The sequence below is a fragment of the Paenibacillus sp. 1001270B_150601_E10 genome, assembly GCF_015558675.1.
Lineage (GTDB): Bacteria > Bacillota > Bacilli > Paenibacillales > Paenibacillaceae > Paenibacillus_B.
The window spans coordinates 55,503-79,460 of record NZ_JADMOL010000005.1; the positions used below are offsets into that span (position 1 = coordinate 55,503).

The 23,958-nt window shown below is 48.4% G+C and carries 22 protein-coding genes; 9 read left to right on the forward strand and 13 right to left on the reverse strand.

Annotation, left to right across the window (positions count from 1 at the left end; genetic code table 11):
• Positions 1–2: 2 nt before the first annotated feature.
• Both I2H74_RS13475 and I2H74_RS13480 read left to right on the forward strand, forming a co-directional pair.
• On the forward strand, positions 3–623 hold the full coding sequence (locus I2H74_RS13475; protein ID WP_195574500.1) for a TVP38/TMEM64 family protein: 621 nt from the start codon (positions 3–5) through the stop codon (positions 621–623).
• Between the two features lie 136 nt (positions 624–759).
• Positions 760–1,020 (forward strand): transposase, encoded by a 261-nt coding sequence (locus I2H74_RS13480; RefSeq protein ID WP_195574867.1) that lies wholly within the window; start codon positions 760–762, stop codon positions 1,018–1,020.
• Positions 1,021–1,104: 84 nt separating this feature from the next.
• On the opposite strand, the gene I2H74_RS13485 is transcribed toward I2H74_RS13480, so the two are convergent.
• Positions 1,105–1,881: a sporulation protein gene (locus I2H74_RS13485; protein WP_195574501.1), complete on the reverse strand. Its 777-nt coding sequence runs from the start codon at positions 1,879–1,881 to the stop codon at positions 1,105–1,107.
• A gap of 206 nt (positions 1,882–2,087) precedes the next feature.
• Here I2H74_RS13485 and I2H74_RS13490 point away from each other — a divergent pair, with 206 nt between their 5' ends.
• Together I2H74_RS13490 and mscL are read left to right on the forward strand one after the other, a co-directional pair.
• Positions 2,088–2,990 (forward strand): diacylglycerol/lipid kinase family protein, encoded by a 903-nt coding sequence (locus I2H74_RS13490; RefSeq protein ID WP_195574869.1) that lies wholly within the window; start codon positions 2,088–2,090, stop codon positions 2,988–2,990.
• A 97-nt stretch (positions 2,991–3,087) separates the two neighbouring features.
• Positions 3,088–3,576: a large conductance mechanosensitive channel protein MscL gene (mscL, locus tag I2H74_RS13495; protein ID WP_195574502.1), complete on the forward strand. Its 489-nt coding sequence runs from the start codon at positions 3,088–3,090 to the stop codon at positions 3,574–3,576.
• A gap of 171 nt (positions 3,577–3,747) precedes the next feature.
• On the opposite strand, the gene I2H74_RS13500 is transcribed toward mscL, so the two are convergent.
• Complete coding sequence (locus I2H74_RS13500) at positions 3,748–4,059, reverse strand: dipeptidyl aminopeptidase (protein ID WP_195574503.1); 312 nt, start codon at positions 4,057–4,059, stop codon at positions 3,748–3,750.
• 193 nt (positions 4,060–4,252) lie between these two features.
• Positions 4,253–5,038, reverse strand: coding sequence for a zinc ribbon domain-containing protein (locus tag I2H74_RS13505; RefSeq protein ID WP_195574504.1), 786 nt, complete (start codon positions 5,036–5,038; stop codon positions 4,253–4,255).
• Between the two features lie 441 nt (positions 5,039–5,479).
• On the opposite strand from I2H74_RS13505, the gene I2H74_RS13510 reads away from it, so the two are divergent.
• Positions 5,480–7,714: an ATP-dependent helicase gene (locus I2H74_RS13510; RefSeq protein ID WP_195574505.1), complete on the forward strand. Its 2,235-nt coding sequence runs from the start codon at positions 5,480–5,482 to the stop codon at positions 7,712–7,714.
• Between the two features lie 123 nt (positions 7,715–7,837).
• Complete coding sequence (locus tag I2H74_RS13515) at positions 7,838–8,539, forward strand: GTP pyrophosphokinase (protein WP_195574506.1); 702 nt, start codon at positions 7,838–7,840, stop codon at positions 8,537–8,539.
• A 359-nt stretch (positions 8,540–8,898) separates the two neighbouring features.
• Here the strand turns inward: I2H74_RS13515 and I2H74_RS13520 are convergent, their stop codons facing one another.
• The 6 genes from I2H74_RS13520 to I2H74_RS13545 all read right to left on the reverse strand — a co-directional run bounded on the left by I2H74_RS13520 (position 8,899) and on the right by I2H74_RS13545 (position 18,012).
• Positions 8,899–9,930: an FUSC family protein gene (locus tag I2H74_RS13520; protein ID WP_195574507.1), complete on the reverse strand. Its 1,032-nt coding sequence runs from the start codon at positions 9,928–9,930 to the stop codon at positions 8,899–8,901.
• A gap of 186 nt (positions 9,931–10,116) precedes the next feature.
• A complete protein-coding gene (locus tag I2H74_RS13525; protein ID WP_229106654.1) occupies positions 10,117–10,938 on the reverse strand; it encodes a M15 family metallopeptidase in 822 nt (273 codons plus the stop codon).
• A gap of 366 nt (positions 10,939–11,304) precedes the next feature.
• Positions 11,305–12,948, reverse strand: a complete 1,644-nt coding sequence (locus tag I2H74_RS25155) for an endonuclease/exonuclease/phosphatase family protein (protein WP_195574509.1) — start codon at positions 12,946–12,948, stop codon at positions 11,305–11,307.
• A 342-nt stretch (positions 12,949–13,290) separates the two neighbouring features.
• Positions 13,291–15,102: an LTA synthase family protein gene (locus I2H74_RS13535; protein ID WP_195574510.1), complete on the reverse strand. Its 1,812-nt coding sequence runs from the start codon at positions 15,100–15,102 to the stop codon at positions 13,291–13,293.
• 247 nt (positions 15,103–15,349) lie between these two features.
• Complete coding sequence (locus I2H74_RS13540) at positions 15,350–16,738, reverse strand: dicarboxylate/amino acid:cation symporter (RefSeq protein WP_195574511.1); 1,389 nt, start codon at positions 16,736–16,738, stop codon at positions 15,350–15,352.
• A gap of 365 nt (positions 16,739–17,103) precedes the next feature.
• Positions 17,104–18,012: an NAD-dependent epimerase/dehydratase family protein gene (locus tag I2H74_RS13545; protein WP_195574512.1), complete on the reverse strand. Its 909-nt coding sequence runs from the start codon at positions 18,010–18,012 to the stop codon at positions 17,104–17,106.
• A gap of 468 nt (positions 18,013–18,480) precedes the next feature.
• On the opposite strand from I2H74_RS13545, the gene I2H74_RS13550 reads away from it, so the two are divergent.
• Complete coding sequence (locus tag I2H74_RS13550; protein ID WP_195574513.1) at positions 18,481–19,242, forward strand: tryptophan-rich sensory protein; 762 nt, start codon at positions 18,481–18,483, stop codon at positions 19,240–19,242.
• Positions 19,243–19,266: 24 nt separating this feature from the next.
• Here I2H74_RS13550 and I2H74_RS13555 read toward each other — a convergent pair whose 3' ends face one another.
• The 3 genes from I2H74_RS13555 to I2H74_RS13565 all read right to left on the reverse strand — a co-directional run bounded on the left by I2H74_RS13555 (position 19,267) and on the right by I2H74_RS13565 (position 21,189).
• Positions 19,267–19,890 carry a TraX family protein gene (locus tag I2H74_RS13555; protein ID WP_195574514.1) on the reverse strand — a complete coding sequence of 208 codons (624 nt, stop codon included), beginning with the start codon at positions 19,888–19,890 and terminating at the stop codon, positions 19,267–19,269.
• A 108-nt stretch (positions 19,891–19,998) separates the two neighbouring features.
• Positions 19,999–20,616, reverse strand: a complete 618-nt coding sequence (locus I2H74_RS13560; RefSeq protein WP_195574515.1) for a LysE/ArgO family amino acid transporter — start codon at positions 20,614–20,616, stop codon at positions 19,999–20,001.
• A gap of 231 nt (positions 20,617–20,847) precedes the next feature.
• Positions 20,848–21,189: a DUF1904 family protein gene (locus I2H74_RS13565; protein WP_195574516.1), complete on the reverse strand. Its 342-nt coding sequence runs from the start codon at positions 21,187–21,189 to the stop codon at positions 20,848–20,850.
• 126 nt (positions 21,190–21,315) lie between these two features.
• On the opposite strand from I2H74_RS13565, the gene I2H74_RS25160 reads away from it, so the two are divergent.
• Positions 21,316–22,353 (forward strand): DUF6385 domain-containing protein, encoded by a 1,038-nt coding sequence (locus I2H74_RS25160; RefSeq protein ID WP_324254069.1) that lies wholly within the window; start codon positions 21,316–21,318, stop codon positions 22,351–22,353.
• 157 nt (positions 22,354–22,510) lie between these two features.
• Here the strand turns inward: I2H74_RS25160 and I2H74_RS24655 are convergent, their stop codons facing one another.
• Entirely contained in the window at positions 22,511–22,771 is a 261-nt protein-coding gene (locus tag I2H74_RS24655; protein ID WP_229106655.1) for a hypothetical protein, read from the reverse strand.
• 61 nt (positions 22,772–22,832) lie between these two features.
• Here I2H74_RS24655 and I2H74_RS25165 point away from each other — a divergent pair, with 61 nt between their 5' ends.
• Positions 22,833–23,942 (forward strand): DUF6385 domain-containing protein, encoded by a 1,110-nt coding sequence (locus I2H74_RS25165; protein ID WP_324254070.1) that lies wholly within the window; start codon positions 22,833–22,835, stop codon positions 23,940–23,942.
• The last annotated feature ends 16 nt before the right edge of the window (positions 23,943–23,958 follow it).

A 23,958-nucleotide genomic window follows, 5' to 3' on the forward strand; every position in this document is an offset into this window, starting at 1 on the left:
GAATGGTTGTGAGTTGGGATTGGTTTCACCAATTAATTGTGACAATGAAAAATCTAGACATGGATCAGGTTCAGGCGCTGCTGATGAAATATTCATCACTTGGGCCATTGCCAGGAATTCTGCTTCCCTTTATCGAAGCCTTTATGCCTTTCCTGCCCTTAATCGTATTTGTATTGGCAAATGCAGCAGCTTACGGATTATGGCTTGGATTTTTATATTCCTGGATCGGATGCTGTGCAGGCGCCTTCTGTGTTTTCTGGATGGCGAGGCTGTTTCGAAAACGGTTTAGCGCTTGGATACAGCGCAAGCTCCCTCGCTCGTCGCGTCTTTTTGACTGGATTGAGCGTAAAGGCTTTACGCCGATCTTTCTGCTGCTTTGCTTCCCGTTTACACCGTCATTTATCATTAATATTATCGCAGGTTTGAGCACGGTATCCTTTACGACCTTTATGATCGCCGTCCTATGCGGCAAATCCATCATGATCTTCATCATCGCCTTCATCGGCCATGACTGGCAGGGCTTTATCCACGAACCGTGGCGAATCGCGCTTGCTGTAGGCGTGTTCGGCTTGTTGTGGATCGGGGGCAAGAAGCTCGAGGCAAGATATCACCATACGGCTTAGTCCGATTGTACCACTCATGTGCATCTCCATCCCTAAAGCATAGCCTTCACTTTCCTAGGGAACGTTATAAAGGAAGCAATGTGACCTGAGGAAGGAGAGAGTGTACTTGCCTAGAGATCGTTCTGATGAACAGGATATGAACCCAATGTCTTACGATCGAGTTGAAGTCGATGGGATTTACGCGAACGAATGGGGACGCGAAGAGGTGCTCCATCGCGGTCAGCATTTCCCCTCCGATCCGCAGCTTGGAGCGACGGAGTGGGAGTTGAAGGAGTACATGTTTGACAATCACCATGATGGCAAGACGGACATTCGTCTTGTTGCAAAAGCAGAGGATGGCAAAGATTCATCCAACCCGTCTGAACCTCGCAAGCACACGGATCGAGGCGACAAATAATCTTTGATTTATCCTATTTTATAGGATGAATACAGCAACAGGGTGCAAGCACGACATTGAATCGTGCCTGCACCCTGTTTCCTGTTATATATATCGACGAATAAGCTCTGCGAGCTCGGCCGATACACCTTCAGCGCCGAGTCGGCGCCATTCCTCATATGGCAAACGATATCGAACAAAGGTTTCATCCATGTCCATCGCCTCTGACAGCCAGCCGCCAAAGCCTTTTGCACGGCGATCAATCTGAAGAAGCAGTTCCAGCTGTCCATCAACTGGGATGAAAATAACCTCCAGCTCATCCAGATCCCCACTGAAATACGTCGTAGGAACAAACTCAAATTCCTGCACAAAAGGAAGATGTCCACCAAGGCGCGGAGCATATTCACAATCCGCCTTGCGAAGGCGAAAGCCTAAGCGGTTCAAGGCATCAATAACAATGCTTTGCTCCACGCTTGGAATCATTTCCAAACGATCATTGTCGTTAGGGTCTACTGCACTTGCAATATCGAGCGTCGTCTTCAACCACACAGGTGTCTGACCGATCGTGAGCGGAGTAGCTTGCGGAAGCTGAATCGTAAATGGGTACTCCTTCTGCTCATTCGGCTGCAAGGTGAACGCATCACTTACTCGGTAATGCGCAAGTTCATACGTCTCCCAGCGCTTCGTATCATTCGACTCTCTTACATATTGCGTTTGTAGAGACAATCGAATGCCGTCGATCTGCTGGGATACTTGTCCGCCCTGCATTTTAACAACACCTTTAACTTGCCCTCCTGGTGTATAACGGGAATGCTCCAGCAGCGTATCCACCTTCGCACTTCCAATTCCAACACTTGCCAATAAACGATTGAACATCGACATAGTAACCCTCCTGCGCAAGAATGGGAATCTCTGACTAACTTGATGTCTAATGGATAGTACGGAAGGAATCTTAAAATGTTTCAGTGGATTTTGAAAAATGGTTGGATTTTCTTTTCCCTGCTACTTGGCGCCTCAGCATCGGATGATATAATAGTTAGGGTCAAGGCAACGATACATCATGGCAATTGGGAGAGATTACCGTGAATATGTTTGTCATCAATGGCTCTGCAGGCAATGGCAATGCCCTGCGCGTCTGGAAGAAGATAGAGCCTAAGTACAGGCAGTCCAAGCAGCCTTATGCGGTATGTCTTTCCACTTCTCCGGAAGAAGCTGAAGAACGGGTCAAACAGCACCTTGAACAATATCCTAACTGCTCAATCATCGTCGTTGGTGGAGACGGTACGATACATCGAATGCTGCCCCTGCTTGCTTCAACTGAAGCTGCACTGGGTATTATCCCAGCAGGATCTGGAAACGATACGGCAAGAGGGTTCAAGCTCCCTCTTGAGCCAGATGAGGCCCTAAAGGTAATCCTTAAAGCGAATACTCGATCTGTTGATCTTCTGCACGCTTACGGCACATGGACGTTAACAGCACTCGCCACAGGCTTTGATGCAGAAGTTGCACATGTTGTAGATACAAGCTGGTACAAGCCTTGGTGCAATCGATTAGGCTTAGGATCTATTGCCTATTTGCTAGGCATCGTACAGATGCTCATTCGCTATAAACCCGTAGACGCTGTGATTGAGGTTGATGGGGAGTCTCAGCACTACAAAAGGGTGTGGCTTAGTGCGGTGGCCAATACCAGTACTTATGGCGGGGGAATACGAATCTGTCCACAGGCTAGGAGTGACGATGGACAATTTGATCTTTGTGTGGTTCATCGAGCTAGCCGAATCAAGCTGATTCTTCTATTGCCTACGGTTCTATTCGGGAAGCATACGAAGTTACGACGTTATGTGGAGATGAGAAGAGGCCGAAGCGCGCGTATTGAACCTATACACGCACAGCTTACCATTGGCGATGGAGAACTAGTCGGAAGAACACCTTACACAGCTGAGCTGCATGCCGGAAAGCTTCGGCTTCATATACCAACAGAAGTCCTATGAAGACCAAGCCTATTGCCTATCAATCAAGAAGGAGTCACCATTTTGATTGATGCTGTACTGTTCATTTTGGAAGAAAACAAGGAAAGAGGAGGTTCCCATGGGAGAATCTAAAGTAAAATCATTCGTACAAGAATTTAAAGACTTCGCAATGCGCGGTAATGTCATTGATCTTGCGGTCGGTGTCATTATCGGCGGAGCCTTCAACAAAATTGTGACATCCATCGTTAATGATGTCATCATGCCACCGATCGGTGCCCTTATTGGAGGCATGGACTTCAAGGATCTCGTCATCCGTTTGGATGGAAGCACAGAGCCAATCAGCTTGGCGGATGCAACCGCCAATGGCGTTCCTGTCCTTGCCTATGGATCTTTTATTAATACTGTAATCGACTTTATTCTCGTTGCATTTTGTGTATTCATCCTTGTAAAAGTAATCAATACCGTGCATCGCAAGAAGAACGTGGAAGAAGTTAAGGAAGAGCCAACAACCAAAACTTGCCCTTATTGCATTACCGAGATTGCCCTTGAAGCAACACGCTGCCCGAACTGTACTTCTCAACTGGAAGAAGCTCAAGCAAGCCGCTAATGATGTGAAATACGTCTTCGAAGTCCTTCATAGATGTGTTAACGCGATTAGAAGTTATCGTTATTACCATTAGAAGCAATTTTATAGTTTTTATCAGGTCAAAAAGACCGTTCCTAGCAAGATGCCTAATGGCACTCCTCGGAACGGTCTTTTACAATTCCCGTTATTCAATTATATGGAACGCCGATTCTTCTCCATCATGCTTTCAGCTAGAGCTTTGGCCATGGGATCTGGCGTAAACGTTTCTTCTCCTGCATCGAACTTCTTTACTACAATGTGTTCAAAAACGGATGAAGATAATACAGGCTCGAACTCATAATGCGCTTCGTCGGCAATACGAGTTTCGTAACCCATCATGGTCAACATCTCCTGAACTTCCGCTGTAGTAGGCTTCCGTCCTTCTTCGAGCATGACCAATCCGCGCAGCTTGTGAATCTCACCATCACGATCATGCACTTCAAAATACACGATGCATTCTACCATTCTATCCTTCTCCTTATCACATTTGTCCGTTATCGGCTCTGATGCTTATGGTGATTACTATCCCCAAGCCATAGAAAGTAATCCTATTCAACCATATGCTACTCACTACGGATACTTGCAAGGATCGGTTGCTGGTATTTAATGACATTCGCCTGTTAAAGGCATGAACCCTGTTCCATGAACATAACAGCTGTTAAATAAATGGAGCTCCGCAGCGCTCGCACCACTTTGCATCATACGGCGCAAGCGTTCCACATCCTGCGCATGGCTTCTGATCAGCAGGAATCGTTGTTGTCACCGGCCTTGCGCCAATATGGACATGAGGCCCATCTACCTGCTCTTGCTGATGATTGCCTGCACCTGTTCTAGAAGAACGCGGAGGGAAATACATATCCTCTTCCTCATCCATTGGAATCTCCATATTCGAATGGTTTGAAGGAGAGTCGTCCTGCCCCCAAGGGACTGCTTCTCCGTGAACATCCAGCTTCAGATCAGATGGAGTGATCCGCGAACTGCTTGGCGTCGGATTAAGTGTAATATATCCGTCGTTGGAGCCGCGTTTACGCTTTGCTTCGCCCGTAGCCGAAGCAAATGACCCGGCGTCACGCATATGTTCAGGAGCCTCTGGCAGCTTCTCTCCGCAGTTCGAACAGAAATTAGAGATCCATGCGGAAATTTCGCCGCACTTCTCACAGCGCTTCTCATGGCGAAGCTCACAGCGTTTCCATTCGAGCACCTCAATCTCTTCCTCAAGCTTAAGGTTCAACACCGCAAGCTCAGCCATTTGCTCAGACAAAGACTCCATCTTTTGATCTTTATATGCGTTATAGGCCATACAGCCGATTTCATAGGCATTCTGCTCCCAATCCTTGCGCCGACTTTCAATTTGAGATTGAATACGATTCAGCTCCACGACGATCTGTGCTTTTTCAGACGCCTTGGATGCTCCTTGCTTAACCTTATCCAAAAAACGATTCATAAAGCTTACTCCCTTCCCCAACTGCATCACCTCATAAAAGACATGCTGCGTTATTACCCTTTACACTTGATCTTGTGACATTGAAACGTATAGACTTCTATATGGACAAAATATGCGGGTTCTAGGCAAATGATGTGTCCAATTAAGTGAGCACAAGCTCACCCTGCCCTCAAAAATATTCTTGAAATAAAGCGACTATCATAAAGAGTCCCTATTCATGTACGTTGGTAAAGATCGCAAGTTGCGAAATTTTTCACCATTTTTCATCATGTCTTTAACACGACACATTCCATGGGATAACCATTAGACTCTGTTCTTTAAGCATATACCGTCAAGTGCACAGGATCAAACCCTAAGACGTGCAATCTGTTGAAATTCGTCGCAAACAAATGGTTAACGGCGAATGTTGAACGTTTATGGATAGACAAGGAGATTATGAATATGAAATCCACAACCAGCGCTTCAGCCAAAGCATGGAGCCACCGCCCCCAAGGGATGAGCACTGATCAAACAGCGCCTACGTCCGCATGGATATCCGTCGACTCTCCTTCTCGGGTCGAATCCTCGTCAGCTGGAAAAGAGAGCGCGGCTTCGGATCAGTGGTTCTTTCAAGCGATGGAAGAGCAAGGGCTGGCTCTTCATGAAGCCCAGCGCGAGGCCGTAAGGCACGGAACAGGGCCGCTTCTCTGTCTTGCCGGCGCTGGCTCAGGCAAGACGTCGGTCCTGACTGCACGTGCAGCCTATCTCATGGCCGTTCGCGAGATTGCGCCTGAATCGCTATGGCTGGTCACCTTTACGAATAAAGCCGCTGCCGAAATTCGCGAACGGCTTTGCCGCCTGCCGGGCGTAACGCCTTATATGGCTAAGCGCATTCAGGCCCGTACGTTCCACTCCTTCGCGCTTCGCCTGCTTCAGGCATACGCCAAGCCGTTTACCCTGTTTGCGGAAGAACAGGGGCGATATGGCTTTATGAAGCGAGTGCTAAGAGAGCTGAACCTGCACGATCTCTTTGAGGCAGAAACTGTTCTCGCCTCACTTTCTGCCCTAAAGTCGAGGTCGGAGCTGCCGCAGGATTGGCACCCGAAGACCTCTCAGGAACGGGAGCTAAGACGTGCTATGCTTCGCTTCGAGGAACAGAAGCATGAACGAGGGCTGAAAGACTTCGATGATCTGCTGCTGGATACGCTGCAGCTATTTAACGAAGATGCAGCACTCGTCGCTAAGCTGTCCCGACGCTTTCAATATGTGATGGTCGATGAATTTCAGGACTGCACACCTGTTCAAATCGCTATGCTTGAGAAGATTATAGGCGCACACCGCAATCTCGCCGTCTTTGGCGATGATGATCAGACGATCTATACCTTTAACGGTGCAGATCACCGTTATATTACAACATTCCAAAAGCGTTATCCCGAAGCGATTCGTGTCACGCTCGATATGAATTTCCGTTCTCTTCCACCTATCGTCGGGCTTGGCAATGCTATAATCAAGCACAATAAAGACCGTCTGCCTAAGACGATGCAGGCAGTGAAGAATCGCGCCTACATTGATTCTAAGCAGGCTGAGCCCTATTATCTGCGTCCAACCGACGCTGAAGAAGAAGCGATGCTCATCATAGATGAGATCGAGAAGCGACGCCGCATGGGCTATGCCTACCGCGATATAGCCCTGCTTTATCGCAGTCAAAGCGCAAGCCGCGCTATGATTGAGCAGTTGACGATGAAGGGCATTCCTTACGAACAGCTTGGCCGGGAACCGCTGTTCTATGATCACAGCATCGTCAAGCCGCTCATCGACCATTTGCGGCTCTCCATAAATCCTAGAGAGCAAGAATCTCTGGCAAGCGCCGTCGCCTGCCTGTATATCTCTAGAGACAGCGGCCTTGCCTATATTCAGCGGAAGGAAAAAGAACGGTCCAAAAAGTATCCATTGGTTCATCTCGCCACCTGTCAAGGAATTGCTTCCTTCCAGCAGGAAGCGGTAAAGCCAAGGATTCGTTATATCAAGAAGCTTGCCGGCATGAAGCCCGAGATTGCGGTGAAGGATATGCGCCGCGAGTTCTATGATAAGTTCACGCAGGCGGCCAGCACGCAAGACAGCTCCGCTTATCAGGACGCATCGGCCGAACTATTGGAAGAGCTTGAAAGCTCAGCCAAGCGCTTTGATACGGTTGAAGCCTTTATTAAGCATATTGATGAGCTTAAAGCGCGGCATGAAGCGCAGCATTCAAGTGCCAGTCACCAAGCGACGGATCGAAATGCAGGGGCAACCCCTAATCGCTCTTCTCAAAACGGGCTTGCAGCACAGGAAGATGATGAAGACAAGCTCACCTTAATGACCATTCATCGAGCAAAAGGATTGGAATTTCCGATTGTTTTTTTGCTCGGGATTACAGAGGAGCTGCTGCCCCATCGAACTTCGCTGCGTGAGAAGCCTCCGGCTGACCGCAAGGCGGCGATAACGCCTGATCAGATGGAAAAGTCTCTTTTTGCTTCACGAGCAGACACGAAGCCAAAAGAGGAAGATATCAAGCTTCAGCTGCTAGAGGAAGAACGGCGTTTGCTCTATGTCGGGGTTACGCGTGCTCGCGAGCTGCTCTATATTAGCTCCCCCGTCATCGTTCATGGAGAGAAGCAGGAAATAAGCCGCTTCTTAGTAGAGGCATGGCAGAATTAGCAGTATTTTCATCATAGAAGTTTAAAGAAGTCCTTTATTCTCTTTGATCTTCGAACGTGGATTCTTTACAATAAAAAGGAAGGCTTGTCTCAAGCCTGCAATTCGACCGCTAGGAGGACTGATATGACCAAGTCTGATATGATGAGCACTCCCCATGAACAAGTAAAACAGCTTCCAATGCTGTACCAGCTTGCTTTGGAGGAGCTTGAGACCAAGATTAAAGTCATTCGTTCGGAATGGAAGATCCGCAATGGATATTCTCCTATTGAGCATATAAAGACAAGATTAAAGGAGCCTAAGAGCATTGTCAGCAAGTGCGAACGCAAAGGGCTGCCGGTTAATCTGGATACGATCGTCAACAAAATTTATGACATTGCCGGCATGCGAATTGTGTGTGCATTCGTAAAGGACATTTACGCGATTCTGGATCATCTCAAAACAAGAGACGATCTCCGCATCGTAGAGATCAAAGATTACATTGAGAACCCAAAGTCTAACGGGTATCAAAGTGTGCACGTGATTGTTCAAGTGCCGCTTGTCCTGTTCGAAGACGTCCGATGGATTTACGTCGAGGTCCAGCTTCGAACGCTGGCGATGGATTTCTGGGCCAGCATGGAGCATATTATATTCTACAAATATGAGCAGCAGGTGCCTTCCCATGTCGTTCATGAGCTTACTGATGCCGCCAAGGCTGTCGATATGCTGGATCGCAAGATGCTTGAGCTCCGCAAAGAAATCTTGAACTACAATCAGCAGGAATGGATTGATGGAGATGCCTTCACGATTGATATGGAGCCTTCGTCAACAGAGCAGGAAGCCAAATAGGCTGTTGAGACAGGTTCAACCCATTTTCCTTTATTTTTTGCACTGATATGTATAATCCCGCGCCATGCTGCACATGATAATATCGACATCGAGTAAGTCTCAAATATGAACTTTGCTTGATGTCATCAGACATGATTCGGGAACACAATGAGGCCCTCATTGACACGCCCCGATTATCATGATTAGAGTGTTGTCTAGTCGTAGAGACTACGCAGCTCTCAACAAAAAGAGGAGTCCAACGGTACAACCCGTCATTTGGACTCCTCTTTCTTTGCCATTTTATTTAAGATATGTTCGCCATAGACGGAAACCGCATTCCATCTGGCGCTCCTTTCTGAATGGCCGCGAAAGAGATTTTCTCATGCATTTTCTTTTTCTGGTACCGGATTCGCATGTCCAGCCAGCCGATCAAGCCGCTGAATTTGCAAGCCGTATTCATAGCACGCTGCCACAACAATGGCCAAGCGATGAGAGCTGTCATCGCCGTTAATGCATGCCTTCATCATCGTCTCAAGAAACTCCTCATTCCGCTCCATTAAATGTTCAATGATCTCAGTATCCTTTTTAACCTTATCCTCAAACTTCAACAGGACGTGCTCATGAACACGGATCAAGTGCTCCAGGTGTTCGTCGAACTTGTGGTCTATGCCTTCTCCACGAATAGATTGAAAATAATGATTCTCAATGGAATCCAACACTTCCATCCCTCGCTGAAGGGTATAAAGCAGCTGCTTGTAGACCACGACATGCCGTGTTCGGCTGAACTTCGCCCGCTTAAGCTTCTTGATCTCTTCCTCAAACAGCTTGAACTTGTCTGCAAGCGACTGCATGCTCTTCTCGAGTTCCCGCTTCTCCTGATGAAAAGCGGCCTCCGTCATCTCATCCGAGATGCTTGTCCGCAGCAGAAGAGACATCTGATTGAACACAGCCTCAATCTGCTGAATGAACTGTTTTTTTGGATTAGGCGGCAGGAAAATGACATTGATAAAGCAGGCCGATCCAATCCCAATCAGAATCTGAGCAAAGCGCAGCAGCGCATAATCCCATTGTCCAGAAGCCTCCATGACGGCAATAACGGTAACGAGCGTCAGTCCGATCGTGTCTTCCATTTTCATTTTCAGACTAAGCATAATGACCAGGATACAGATAATTCCGATCATGATCGGCTCGTTCGACAGCACCATGCCTGCGCCTAGAGCAATCATGGCCCCAAAGGTATTGGCTTGAAGCTGGTCAAGAAAATAACGCCATGAGCGGTATATGGATGGCTGCATAGCAAAGATGGCTGCGACCGCCGCAATAACCGGTGAATCCTGCTTGAACAGCATGCATAGATAGATGGTCATCGCAACCGCCATACCTGTCTTTAGCACTCGCGCACCTAATGCCACCAACGACTCCTCCTTTAAAAGTGCTGAGCACCTCACACAGTCGTTCGAATCCTGATGGTCATACAACAGGCTGATGACGTGAATAGAATCGCTCACGAAATAAAAGTATGCAACAGACTGTACCATGCAGCGCAAAGCAAGCAGTCTGCTAGAATGATAAGCTTAGCTTACGTAATCGTTAATTGATTATTCCTGAAGAAACTGTTCCAGCGTTGTTTTTTGATTATAAATAGCGGTGGCCGCCTCTACACCAACATACCGGATATGCCATGGTTCATAGAGATAGCCCGTGATGGCCTCCCCATCCTGCGGATAACGAATAATAAAGCCAAATTCATGGGCATGCTCGGCAAGCCATTTTCCTTCGACTGAGCCGCCAAACACCTCTTCCAGCACATTGCCAACACTAGGGCTCGACACGTCGATCGCTAGGCCAGTCTGATGCTCGCTTGTACCTGGAACGGCGCTGACACGGGAAGCATATTCTTCCCCTTGCGTATCCACATAATAGTTGTACAGCGACTGCTGACGCTTGTAAGAACGATAGCCGGAAACGGCATTAAGTTCAATATTATTCTCCTCGGCGTTCGCAAAGAGCTTCTCCAGCGCTTCTGCCGCCTCTTTACGCATATGGCGCTTCTCATGCTCCTCGCTGAACGAGAACTTCACGTTTGGTTCAACAAGATCAGGGGGTTCATATCCATCAGGCAGGGAACGCTCCTTGTTGACGACTACCAGCATGGATTCTGCATTGTTGACGATCGCCTTGCCATTTTGTTGTTCTACCGTTTGAGCAAGAGCATTTTCCGTTTGCATGGAAGTTACAGGGTCGTTCGCCTCTTCTCCCGTAGTTGCATCATCTTTCGGTGCAAGGGCCGGGTCGATCTCTCCTGTTTGTGTGGTTTCGCTGCCTTTCTCCTTCGCTGCATCCGTTCCACATCCGCCAAGGACCAGAACAGAGCTAAGCGCTAAGAGTAGCAGCATGGTCGCAGTACGGCGATGCTTCATCCTACTCATCCTTCCTATTATCCTTCTAACTCAAATCTATGAATCGAGTGAGACTCTATTATAACGGATAATAGACTAGACTTCACCTAGAACCCGGGCGGGCCCTTGTATAGGAGGATGACTGAGCTAATCCTAGTAGAAGGTGAGAATGAACGGATCAGTGGCAAGATTGCTTGGATGAGCTGCTAGAATTGCCACATATTTGATAAAAAATTAACTGCATGTATTAACGTGAACCTGAACTCGAGTCTACATTGCAAGTGATTGTGGTATGGATTATTTTTCCTATCCTTGATCCGTAAAAAAAGCGGTATCGCAAGCAACGTCTGCCTGCCATACCGCTTTCATTAGGAGAAATACGTCCGTTTATTTAAAAAATGACTCACTCAGCTTCAACTGCACAATAACCGCAGCATGATCGGAAGGATAACGAACCGCATGTGAGCGAATATAGTCGGCCTGCTTTACCTGTATACGGTCGCCATAAGCATAAATAAAGTCGATGCGATCACCGATACAGTCCTCCGGCTCCCACGCTGGCCAGGTGATGCATGGATCAAGTGCAGGGTCTTGATGCACCTCTCGATACGTATCCCGGTATCCCGCTTCATGCAGTGCGATCGATTGCGGGAACGGGAATGTATAGCCATTATGCAGATCTCTGGTCTCCTCGATCCAATCCAGATGAGAGCTGCTGTTAAAGTCGCCGCATAGCAGAAGCGGCTCCTCGTTGGAGCGTGCAGCCAGCGGCTCCAGCGCCTTCATGATGGCATTAAGCTCCTTTATGCGCTCCGCTTCACCTTCAAGCATGTGCTCAAGCGCTACATCCTTCTCTCGAAACAGTTCTCCCCAATAGTCAGCCAGATAATGAAGCCAGATGGAGAATACATTGACATATTTGCCTTCTGACAGCTGAATTTTTACCCCACCGCAGTGAAAAGGCTCATAGAAGGGGTATGTCTCTTCCATCGGATAGCGGCTCATAATGGAGAGGTTCGAGCTTCGCAAATAAAAGTAGTAACCAAGCGCGTCAGCTATAATAGGCCCTGACCCGTAGGTTTCCTGCATCGCTATAATGTCTGCCCCACTGTCTCGAATGACGTCAATCACGCGCGCCACCCCCATCTCTGCTCCCATCTCACGTCCGCCGTTCCAGATGTTGAATGTCATGACCTTGATCGTGCCCTCGTGATTGAGCCGCTGATGAGCGGCATCATCGTTAGTCAACCTCGCAACCATACGGTTAACCTGTGCTGCCCTTGCTGGAGACAAAGCATGCTGATGACGTCTATATTGCGACTCTATCTCGGAAGCCGATAGCACGCGGTTCTCCATCCACAGCTCATCGATGGAACCTGGGAACGCCTCACGCTCAAGTGCTTCCTCACCATCGGCCGTCCTGTAAGGCTTTCCTCCAATCCACATCGTAGCTGCTTGATGCCATGCTTCTTTAGTGGAAGCTACATTTGAATCAGGTATATCGATAACATCAATCCGGTGTGAATGACGAAGCAAAGGAACACTGTAAGTGGCGACCGAGACGCCGTCGTAGTAAAGTCTTACTTCCTCATGCTGTGCAGCATAAGTCATACTCAGATGATGCCAATCTCCATCTCGAAGCGGCTGGCGCTCCCAAGTCGGTTCGTAGCTGTAAAGCTCCGCGTCGCTTGCCTTCCAATACCAGGAGCCGTTGGACTGAACCCCAATCTCCCAGCCTCTCACGTGCTCTTGATCCCAGGAAAGCGCAGATACCAACCCATAGCTGCGTGCACCAAGGCCTTGAAGCTGTTCTCCGCTCACCCAAAAGCTAATCGTGAAGTCGCCTTCGTAGTCTTGTAGCGGATTATAGCGTGCAATAGGCTTGCGGCTTGCAGCGTCCTGCCCTAGATGGAGTGCTGCACCATTTATGCCTGAGCGAAGCTCTGCTCCTTCAACATCCTCATACGTAATACGCCAGTGAGGATTGCCCTCTCCCTCATCGTTCTTCTTTACAACATGCTCCTCTGTCACGATTGTTCGCCACCTTTTCTCGATTTGACATCTTCCACCCTCATACTCCGACTCAATGGACTGTCAACAATTAAACAGCCTGTACTTCTTAATGGATGCTGCTGCATGCGCTCTTATTCTCATTCCATTCCACATCCATTTGAATAGTCCTACCGAGATTCGAAAGATAAACAACGTCTTTAGAAAAAAACCGCAGGCGGCACGCTTTACGTACCCTTCCTGCGGTCTAATTACCGTACTGCTGTATCCATTACCGTTGTCCACCGTATGCTCGTCTGTACAATTTTATTTTTAAAGGAAAACGGAACTAGCTTAATCCGGACATTGGTAGAAAGGCATCCTTTACTTCGAACCCTTCACCACCGTATAAATATAACGGTCTGACAACTCCATAAGCTTCAATACCTTTTCATAGTCTGCCTGATAAGGTGTTGGATCGACCGGAGCATGATCCTCTACCCGCTTCGCGGTTCCGCTTGCGAAATCTGCTCCCGGCACATAAAGCACTTCATGGTTCATAAAGGTACCTGATGGCGCATAGAAGCGATTCCCGATCAGGTTCGTCTTATGATTGAGAAGGTCTTCACCGAACATAGGCCCAGCTTGATCAGCTACGCCAAGCAAATTCAGCACTGTCGGCATAAAGTCGACCTGACCGCCCACGATATCCATCGTCCCCGCCTTTACTCCAGGTGCATGTAGGAAGAATGGGATATTAAAGGCATCCAGCTTGTCATCATATTCTCGTCCCAGCACCTCCGTGATCGCTGCGCGGTCAGCTGGCTGAGGAAGTTGAAGTCCGTAATGATCACCATAAATCAGCAAGGTGGTATTCTCCCACATTCCTGCTTCCTTCAGATCTTTAATGAACTCCCCAATGGCAAAGTCTGCGTAATGAATCGCATTCAGATATTTCCCAACAGACGTATCCTTGATGGAGGCTGGAAGCTCAAGCTGCACCTTCTCCGCAGGAATCTCAAATGGATGGTGACTGGACATCGTAATGATATTGGCATAGAACTTCTGTCCCTTATCCGACATCTCCTTCAGCACCTCGAAGCTCTTATCGAACAGAACCTCATCAGATGCAGCGAAGGCAATCGTATCCTCTGTTCCAAAAAAGGACTTGTCGTAATAGCGGTCGAAGCCAAGCGCCGGGTACATCTTGTCCCGGCTCCAGAACGTGACATCATTGGTATGGAAGGTTACGGATTCATACCCGCTCTCCTTCAGAACTCTAGGCAGACTGGGTACCGTGCTGCCGCTCACATATTCAGCCATCGGCGTATGTCCGGTTGGATAGATCGAAGTGTTCATCATAAACTCCGCATCGGACGTATTCCCCTTACCGATCTGCTGGTAAACATGGTTGAAGAACAAGCTTTCCTTCATTAGCGCATTTAGATTCGGCGTAACTTCGATTCCCTCAAGCTTAAGGCCTACCGGGAAACGCTGCATGGCTTCCACTTGAATCACGATGACATTGCTGTTCTTCGCCACACCATGGTATTGAAGCGGAGATGCAGCCGGTGCCTTCAGCTGTTGAAGCTCGCCTACAGCCGCCTCTGCCGAAAGAGGCTCAAGCTCGGAGTCATTGACGAAGATATGCTGCAGTTGATAGCCAAGCACCCCCATCTGCTGTGCTTGCGCACGCTCGTTTAGAATGCTCTGATGGGTGTTGATATTCCAGACAATCGGCACGGTTAAGGCAAGAGCAACGATCACAGTCACGCCGCTCACCTTCCAGCTAGAACGCGGGCGCTTCCATTTTATAAAGCATACAATCACAATATCCACGATCAGCAGCAAGTAGCTCCAATGAAAGAGTGCAAATACACTCGACTGCACCTCGCCAAGCTGTCCTGCCTGATTAAGCGCATCTGTCGTAACAATACTTCCGTAATAATCGTTGTACATCAGGGTTGCAAGCCATATAAAGGAGAGCAGGATACTCAATCCGATATAATAGCCCTTCAGCGGCACGCGAAGCATCCATCCAAGAAGCAGCAGCACCAGCAGAATGCCAAAATCGCTTAGTATTCCGCCGATCTTTAGTCCGTCAAACAGCTGCAGATTCACAAACAGAAGCTTGAGCAAAAAGAAGGCTGCCCCATAGACCAGATAAACAACGGGCCATTGTTGCTTTTTCTCCATAATCTTTACTCCCCGTTAACATTCTCGCCTCCTACTATATCAAAAATAACGGCATGATCCTAATAGACGGAGGCGAGCCACACTCTTTCCAATCTTCACAAGGCCTTGCATCATTTACATGCGGGATAAGAGAGTGGTTTGATTAGTTGGACGAAGAGATGCATGCTTTCTTATAGAAGCAACAAAGGTCCAAGAAGGATTGCACATCCCTCTTGGACCTCATACTACGTTCGACGTCGATATGCGATTAAGCTTGAACCGTTGCGCCCTTGCCGGAATCACGATCTGAACCGATCGCAATATCCTCATCCGGAGCTTCGTTGAACGCCTTTCGGTCGAACTCGCCCTCGCTGTTGCCAACAAGAACCGACGCTACCGTTGTCCCCGTTGCATTAACCGCTGTGCGCGCCATATCTACGATCGCATCGATACCCAGCACCAATGCAAAGCCTTCAAGCGGAAGTCCAGCCTGAACGAGTACGACAGTCGTCGAGATGGAGGCTGGCCCCGGAACGCCTGCCACGCCGATGGAAGCAAGCGTAGCTACCGCGATAATCAAGAGGTAATCGGTAACGCCGAGATCGATGCCGAACACCTTCGCCACGAATACCGCCACTATGGCTGGATAGATCCCGCAGCCGTTCATATTGATCGTTGCACCAAGCGGCGCTACAAAAGAGGCTACCCGCTCTGATACCTTCATCCGCTTCGTGATCACCTCGAGATTCACAGGAAGCGTCGCATAGCTGCTTCGTGTCGTGAAGGCAACCGCAATGGTTGGATATGCCTTCTTGAAGAAGCGCAGCGGATTCACGCGAGCAACGAACGATAGCAAAGCGCTGTACGTAATGAACATATGGATAAAGCAAGCGATATACACTGCTGCGATGAACCATGCCAATTCCTTAAGCGTCTCGAGCCCATAACGTGCGGACATCGCCGTCATCAGTCCAAGTACACCGTATGGTGTCAGGCGAATCACAAGCTTCGTCACACGGAACATCACATGGGAAAGAGACTGGAAGAAGTTCTTTAACGGCTCCACTCGTTCTGGATGGCGGCCGCCTTCCCAAATAATCGCAATAGCAATAAAGAAGGCAAAGATGATAACAGGAACGACCTTGCCTTCCGCCATCTCACTGACCGGATTCGATGGCACAAGATCGAGCAGCACTTCCTTAAAGCTTGGAATCTCGCGAGCCTCAAAGCTCTGGGATACTTCACTGTTGTGTGCAATGCCGGAACCCGGATCTACAACAACGGCGACGCCAATGCCGATCGTGGCAGCGATTGCGGTCGTAATCAAGAAGATCGCAATCGTCTTCGTCCCAAGCTTCTTCAACACATTCATATTTGGAACCGAGGTAATGCTTGTAATGATCGTCGAGAATACAAGAGGCATAACGACCATCTTGATCAGGCTGACATAGATAGAGCCGACAATACCGATATCAGCGGAGGATTCCCCGAATATCGCCCCAATCGCAAAGCCGAATGCCATCGCCAGCAGCACTCGCGTGCCGAATCCTACCTTCTTCTTAGCGAGGAACCATAATACGACCGTAAGGACGATAGCCATTCCCCAGCTTCCATATACACTCCAATCCTGCAGCGACAACCACGACTGCTCTTTCATGGACATTCACCCCGTCTTTTTCATATAAATCCTAGTTATTTAATTGGTATTATAGGAATTAAGAATTCATTCGTCAATTCTTTTTTTTGCCAAAAAGCCCTGCAGTGGTTTGAACGCAATGCTCAATCCTTGCAGGGCTCTTGATCATCCTTATTTTATTGGCCGTCATACCCTTTTAGAACATGATGAATATCGTGAACGCCTCTTCCCCTAGACTTCTAATTGAGCAATATAAAAATAAATGATAAGAAACAAAATATTCACGATAATGACAAGTCCCAAAACAACACCGATGGCTATAGCGATTCGTTTGTTCATGACGTTTACCTCAAGCGCATGCTATGCCCTTGCCTATTATCCCTGACTTAAGCTCCCTTCTCCTTCAGTTCCAATGCAAGATGATGAACAAGTGCAGGATACCATTCATGTATCGGCTTGAATGTAAGACCATATTTCTTCGCCTTCGATGTATCCATCCCCCAATCACCAGGAAGGCCAAATGGAGACTTTGCTGGATCTGATCCCTCTTGATCATCTTCGGTGGAAGCGACAATCACGGCTTTTTTATCCAATTCTTTCTCAATCATTTCTACAATCTCCTGCAAGGACACTACGCCGTCTGAGCAAGCATTGATCGGTCCTTGTACGCGCTTCTCTCCTACCCCGTACAAGAAATCCGCTGCCTCATCGGAGGTGATGAAGGAAAGCCGTGCTTGGAGGTTCGGGACCTCGATGCCTTGTCCTGCTGCAATGCGCTCCACATGGAAATGAAGCCGCTTCGTATAATCATCGACGCCCAGCACAATAGGGAACCTTACTGCCGTCACCGGGAACGAAGCTTTTTGGAAAAAGACCGCCTCGGCCAATCTCTTGCCCTCGCCATAGCCGACCTCGCCAACCTCGTCAGGAATCGGATAGGTATACGGATCAAAATTCTCCTCAGGATGTGCAATCGTTCCACATTCATAGACGGACAGCGTGGACGTAAAGACGTAATGCGTCGTTCTATCCCGAAACAGCTCACAAGCATCCTTTGCACCTGCTGCGCTGTAACAAATATTATCGTATACGACATCCCAACTTTTATTTCGAATCGCGGCTTCCATGGAGCTCTTCTCATTGCGGTCAATCGTCAGACGCTCGACCCGATCGCCAAAATCATCCTTCGTTTGCCCTCTTGTGGCAATCGTGACTTCCACGCCTGCCTTTAGCAGACGCTCCACAAGTTTTTTACCAAAAAAACGAGTTCCCCCTAACACAAGCACCTTCTGCATAGGTTTGACCTCCCCATAAAATAACAAAAAATGGTTTCGCTCTCTTGACCAGTGTTTATATCTTAAGCATACAATTCTTTCCTTTATTATATAACGAGGGCTCTTTGATTGCTTGTCCAACTAGGAACGAGCTAGAAAAATCCCTCGCAACATTCACCATTCAGAACCTGATGAAGTCGGCAAACAGTTGGCATAAACGCAAGTCCTTAGCCGTATCGTGGGATATAGAGAAGTCCGATTTATCATGGTCTCTCTCCACCTTTTACGTTCAACGAGATGACACGCTATCGGAAATTTAGGTTTGGAGAATTTTATATGACGGGGATACTAGATGGTAAGGCATTTTCCGTTCATTCCATGAGCAGGATCGTTTGAAGACACGGAATATCGTTTGGTGAACTAACGGGTATAGAGGATATTGAATCATTCATTCGGATAGAGAACGACTTAAAAGGAGGATAAGCCCCAATGACACAGTCCAATTGGCGATTTATCAATTTGCTGTTTCTAGTTGCTGCCATTGCAGTCAATGCGCTAGCCAATATCATCCCCTTCAACGGTAAAACAACAGGAGAAATTTCAGACTTATTCCCGGTGCTCCTAACACCTGCACCCTACACGTTTGGAATATGGGGACTCATCTATTTGCTGCTCCTCGTATTTGCTATCTATCACATGCTGCCCCGGCATCACGATAAGGCACAGCTTATTGGCCCTTTATTTGTTTGCAGCTGCTTATTCAATATGCTGTGGATCGTGCTGTGGCACTACCTATATTCGCAAGTGTGGCTTTCTCTGCTTGCAATGGCCGGTCTTCTACTCAGCTTAAGCTTGATTTACAAGCGTGTCGCAGCCATATCCAGGCCAACCACCAGCGATAAGCTTTGTCTACAGCTGCCCTTCCAAGTTTACCTGGGCTGGGTCAGCGTTGCTACGATCGTTAATGCAAGCGTCGTTCTGTATGCATCGAAGTGGGATGGCTTTGGCATTAGTTCTGAGCTGTGGACGATCGCCATGTTAGGGATTGGGACGCTGCTCGCATGGATCGTCGGCGGTCTTTATCGGGATTATGTCTATGTACTTGTCTTTGCATGGGCTTATATCGGGATTGCCGTGAAGAATAGCCCGGTGCCAACCGTTTTCTATACCGGCTTAAGCCTTGCTGCACTTATGTTTCTGTATGCTGCGTCTATCGCCTTCCGGCCTAGATCACGCAATGCCGTGTCGTAAGCAGAATCATCACGTTACGGGAGACTAGCGAAGGAAGTAGACCACTACTGCCAATACGAGTAGATGAATAGGGTAAAAGGTTCTCCATATCCATCCTGCCACCCATCTCTTGCTGTTCCAAGCACCGGAAGACCAAGCGATAAACAAAGTCGGAATCAGGCTGTATATTTGCAATGGAACCCCCATCATAAGCTCTAAGCCATTTAAAGCAAGGTGTGCCGCGATCAACAGCCATCCTGTGAAGAAACGATAGGCATGAACGAGCAGTACACCATAGGCCCCGTATTCGAATGGCAGCAGATCTGCAACGATACAAGCACATACAAGAATCAAGATGGCTATCATAGGGTCTATTTTCTTGTATCGATCGACAAAAACAAGACAAGCCAAGGATAGGCTAAGCGTAAAGACAACATTCATGTCCCATGTTTCAAATAGGAGCATGTAGGGAAGCTGTGCAAGGAGCGCTATCAGGAGAAGCCGCAGGACATAATGCTTGTGAGAGCGTGTATACTGATATCCGCGCACTAAAGCAAAGGCATAGATCGGAAAGGCCAGTCGGCCGATAATTCGAAAGCTGTCCTGTTCTGGGAAAAAGGTAACCCCGATATGATCGATCAGCATGGAGATCATCGCAATCAGCTCCATGCATGCACCTCCCTCTTTCGTTAATCCAATAAGAGTTGTATTGATTCCATCATATCATTGAATAGAAGAAGACCTCAAAGCCTAAGCGCCTTGAGGTCTTTCATTTGTTTAAATGGCTTCGATCAGCTGCACGATCAGATAGACGGTTACCCCCCAGATCATAACTGCCGAGCATTTATTAATCAGGCCGAGAAGCTTGCCTTCTTGATCAAGATTGCCGATTAGCTTGCCTGCAATAGCAAGCCCCAAAAACCAAAGCCAAGAGGTCACGATACAAGCACCTGCAAACATCACTTTCTCATTGCCAGCGTAGCTGAGCGAGCTTGTTCCTATAACCCCAATGGTGTCTAAGATGGCATGGGGATTAAGCAAGGATACCGACAGCGCAAACATGATTTGCTTCTTTATCGGCATAGCCGCTTCCTTTTGACTCAAATTCGCAGGATCGCTCTTCCAGATCGACCACCCCATGTACAGTAAAAAGAGGATACCCACCGAAAAAATGATGGTCTTCAGCATCGGAACCGTAAGCACAAGGACCGATACGCCCAGCACTGCTAATAGAATAAGCCATGTATCGCATAATGATGCGGTGAGAACGACAGGAAGCGCTTTTTTAAGATTAGGTTGCGAAGCGCCTTGGTTGAATACAAATACATTTTGTGCGCCAAGAGGAAGGATCAGCCCAAAGGCCAATACAAATCCATGAAGTAATGCTGCTAACATATGTCCCTCCCATGTAAATATAGATGGCGTGCCTACTATCATCAGTTAAACAATATCGTTAGGCTGCTGAAGTCGAACTTTGAACAGTGCGGCAGCGCGTGCTGCATGGTCTAACGGGAAAACGGGTGATTTTCCAGAATTTAAAAATATCATTTATTGGGAAAATGGACAATCCCAAACAACAAAAAACCCTCGCCTATGTAGACTGAGGGTCCTTAATGCATCGCATGGTTATGCTTTATACCGATCAAAGCGTACGCCGTCTATATAGTATGCCTTTTCTTCATAGGTACGAAAAGCGACCTCTGCCTCCGGAATCCCTAATGACTTCATCATGCGGTCAACCGCTTCGGCAAAACGATCACGGACATCATCTCCACGCTCAAACCACGACACCTCGACAAATGGAAATGAAGGCACAAGCTCGCCATTCCAAACTCCTGTCGTGGCCAAGCATTCTAATGTGAAATTATCCGTTCCGCAGGAGCATATTAACGCCAGCTCCTCCACCAATGGACGACTGATCTGAGCCAGCTTCTCCGCTTCCACTCCTCTAAACAGCAAATGAGGCATGTTTGTCCCCCTCCTCTAGATTCTAGCATCATTTCAAGACTGATCTGGGCATACATCCCATGCACTTCGTCAATCACCAACATATCATAATGTTAACGAATTCTGGTAAGGAAAGGCGGGATGATTGTGAACAAAAGCAGCACATCTCCAGCTTCCCGCGGCCGTTCCAGAGATCGATCGACTAGCCCTAACATTTATCTAACCGATAAAGAGCATGCCGCAACCAGAAATAAAGCCTCTGTATCTCAAGCTCAAACGCAGCAAGGGGATCGTTCCTCGCAGGCTTCCAAGAGGACATCAAGCCAGCATCATCCTTCCTCTGCAGCGAACAAGCTCCTTATCATTGTAACGAAACCGAAGAAATCGCACAAACGAAATCCTACTGCACATCAGACAAGCAGAATGACAGACAAATCGCCTCGTTCTGCTCGTTTTTCATCCAAATCCCACTCTCCCATCGGTACGATAAAGGTTCGGGCTTTCGACCGTCGCGGTCGCAAACGATATATCTGTTTTGGAGTTGTGCCCCTCGATACGTTAAAGCGGCTATCTTCTCGTCATCGTTCCAGCTCTTCTTTCTCCAAACACACTCCAAATGAGCCATTCGCCAAGCTAAGCTGTGCGCCAAAAAAGAAAAGGCGCTCCTGCTGCAAGTCGCATAAGTCCCATCACGAGCGTACCAGCAAGCAGCATGACAGCAGGCCAAGGGCTCCTTCAAAGCCTTGCATGAGATCACATCACGAGCATCATCATTCACGCCATTGTCCTCCCCACTGTCCGCCAACTCCTGATCCAGAATGCTGTGTCAACCATATCAAAGTCGTTTCGCGGACAGAAACGATATTTAAGGAGCAGCACTTTCCCGATGTGACCTTGCGCAGTGAGCGTGTAATGCCTGCTCAGGATACGTCCATCGCTACGGTCTTCACCTATGCTGTCGTTAATCGAGGCGTTAACGATATGATCGTAACCTTGGAAATAAGCCCGAACGGCAAGGATTACATGAAGGATGCGACAGAACGAATCTCTGCGGGGTCGATGGGAGTCATTGTGCCGAACCGCTTTTTGAAATGGACGCGTATTCGAATCACGCCTGAAGGTGCAACGACAGCTGATATTTACTATCAGTATCAAACCATTGGAATCGCAAGGGAGGATCGATAAATTTGCCTAACTACAGTGTTTTTCAATCTGACCCAAACAATTTAAGGACATTAATCTTTGGAGAGGACAGTCTGGGTAACCCGATTGCCTTACAAACAGATTCAAATGGAAATCTGCAGACCATTGTAATCGGCGGAACCATTGACAACATCAGTATTCAAGGCGTTACCCTGACTGCGGGTTCCTTAACCTCAGCAGGTACAGTGACCAATATTCTCGACGGTACAATCTCAAGCGTACTTGGCGCGACCATCACTGCGGGGTCACTCTCATCCGCTGGTACCATCACCAACATTCTCGATGGCACAATCACTAGCGTACTTGGTGCTACTATCACTGCTGGTTCACTCTCGTCTGCCGGTACGATTACGAATATCCTTGATGGAACCATCACTAACGTACTTGGCGCGACCATCACTGCGGGGTCACTCTCGTCTGCCGGTACCATCACGAATATCCTTGATGGCACGATCACTAGCGTGCTTGGCGCTACTATCACCGCGGGGTCACTCTCGTCTGCGGGTACGATTACGAATATTCTTGATGGAACCATCACTAGCGTGCTTGGTGCTACTATCACTGCGGGGTCGCTCTCGTCCGCGGGTACGATCACGAATATCCTTGATGGCACGATCACTAGCGTGCTTGGCGCGACTATCACTGCGGGGTCGCTCTCGTCTGCCGGTACGATCACGAATATCCTTGATGGCACGATCACTAGCGTGCTTGGCGCGACTATCACTGCGGGGTCGCTCTCGTCTGCCGGTACGATCACGAATATCCTTGATGGCACGATCACTAGCGTGCTTGGCGCGACTATCACTGCGGGGTCGCTCTCGTCTGCCGGTACGATCACCAACATCCTTGATGGCACGATCACTAGCGTGCTTGGCGCGACTATCACCGCGGGGTCACTCTCGTCTGCGGGTACCATCACCAACATCCTTGATGGCACGATCACTAGCGTGCTTGGCGCGACTATCACCGCTGGTTCGCTCTCATCTGCGGGTACGATTACGAATATCCTTGGCGGTACCATCACAAGTGTGCTTGGCGCGACCATCACTGCGGGTTCGCTCTCATCTGCGGGTACGATCACCAACATCCTTGATGGCACGATCACTAGCGTGCTTGGCGCGACCATCACTGCGGGGTCACTCTCGTCTGCGGGTACCATCACCAACATCTTGAATGGTACGATTACCAGCATTCTTGGGGCGACCATCAGCGGCGGTACGCTGGCAAGCGTCACCTCGATCTCGCAAAAGAGCTTTGTCGAGCAAACAACCGTCAATGTTCAAGCCAACTCCACCACATTTACGCCACTGCCTGCCGTCACAACTAGCGTGCTCGGGGTTTACTCCTTCTTTGTATACAATCGTCAAGGCGGATCGATTACGACCCGCGTCGAGGTCAGCGCTGACGGCACTCACTACTATGTCGATACAAACGGATCAACGATTACCGCTGGAGAGACCGATGTCATCGTTCCAGCTCGCTTCCTGAAATACACGAGACTATCGTATCGCTCTACTCTGCTTGCTGCCCCAGCTACGCTGGATGTAATTTTCAACGCCCAAGGCACATAATCGATAAATTGGGCAT

Bases quoted from the DNA above. Each gene is read 5' to 3' on its own strand.
- I2H74_RS13475 (WP_195574500.1), top strand. From the start codon at position 3: ATGGTTGTGAGTTGGGATTGGTTTCACCAATTAATTGTGACAATGAAA.
- I2H74_RS13480 (WP_195574867.1), top strand. From the start codon at position 760: ATGAACCCAATGTCTTACGATCGAGTTGAAGTCGATGGGATTTACGCG.
- I2H74_RS13485 (WP_195574501.1), bottom strand. From the start codon at position 1,881: ATGTCGATGTTCAATCGTTTATTGGCAAGTGTTGGAATTGGAAGTGCG.
- I2H74_RS13490 (WP_195574869.1), top strand. From the start codon at position 2,088: ATGTTTGTCATCAATGGCTCTGCAGGCAATGGCAATGCCCTGCGCGTC.
- mscL (WP_195574502.1), top strand. From the start codon at position 3,088: ATGGGAGAATCTAAAGTAAAATCATTCGTACAAGAATTTAAAGACTTC.
- I2H74_RS13500 (WP_195574503.1), bottom strand. From the start codon at position 4,059: ATGGTAGAATGCATCGTGTATTTTGAAGTGCATGATCGTGATGGTGAG.
- I2H74_RS13505 (WP_195574504.1), bottom strand. From the start codon at position 5,038: ATGAATCGTTTTTTGGATAAGGTTAAGCAAGGAGCATCCAAGGCGTCT.
- I2H74_RS13510 (WP_195574505.1), top strand. From the start codon at position 5,480: ATGAAATCCACAACCAGCGCTTCAGCCAAAGCATGGAGCCACCGCCCC.
- I2H74_RS13515 (WP_195574506.1), top strand. From the start codon at position 7,838: ATGACCAAGTCTGATATGATGAGCACTCCCCATGAACAAGTAAAACAG.
- I2H74_RS13525 (WP_229106654.1), bottom strand. From the start codon at position 10,938: ATGAAGCATCGCCGTACTGCGACCATGCTGCTACTCTTAGCGCTTAGC.
- I2H74_RS13535 (WP_195574510.1), bottom strand. From the start codon at position 15,102: ATGGAGAAAAAGCAACAATGGCCCGTTGTTTATCTGGTCTATGGGGCA.
- I2H74_RS13540 (WP_195574511.1), bottom strand. From the start codon at position 16,738: ATGAAAGAGCAGTCGTGGTTGTCGCTGCAGGATTGGAGTGTATATGGA.
- I2H74_RS13545 (WP_195574512.1), bottom strand. From the start codon at position 18,012: ATGCAGAAGGTGCTTGTGTTAGGGGGAACTCGTTTTTTTGGTAAAAAA.
- I2H74_RS13550 (WP_195574513.1), top strand. From the start codon at position 18,481: ATGACACAGTCCAATTGGCGATTTATCAATTTGCTGTTTCTAGTTGCT.
- I2H74_RS13555 (WP_195574514.1), bottom strand. From the start codon at position 19,890: ATGGAGCTGATTGCGATGATCTCCATGCTGATCGATCATATCGGGGTT.
- I2H74_RS13560 (WP_195574515.1), bottom strand. From the start codon at position 20,616: ATGTTAGCAGCATTACTTCATGGATTTGTATTGGCCTTTGGGCTGATC.
- I2H74_RS13565 (WP_195574516.1), bottom strand. From the start codon at position 21,189: ATGCCTCATTTGCTGTTTAGAGGAGTGGAAGCGGAGAAGCTGGCTCAG.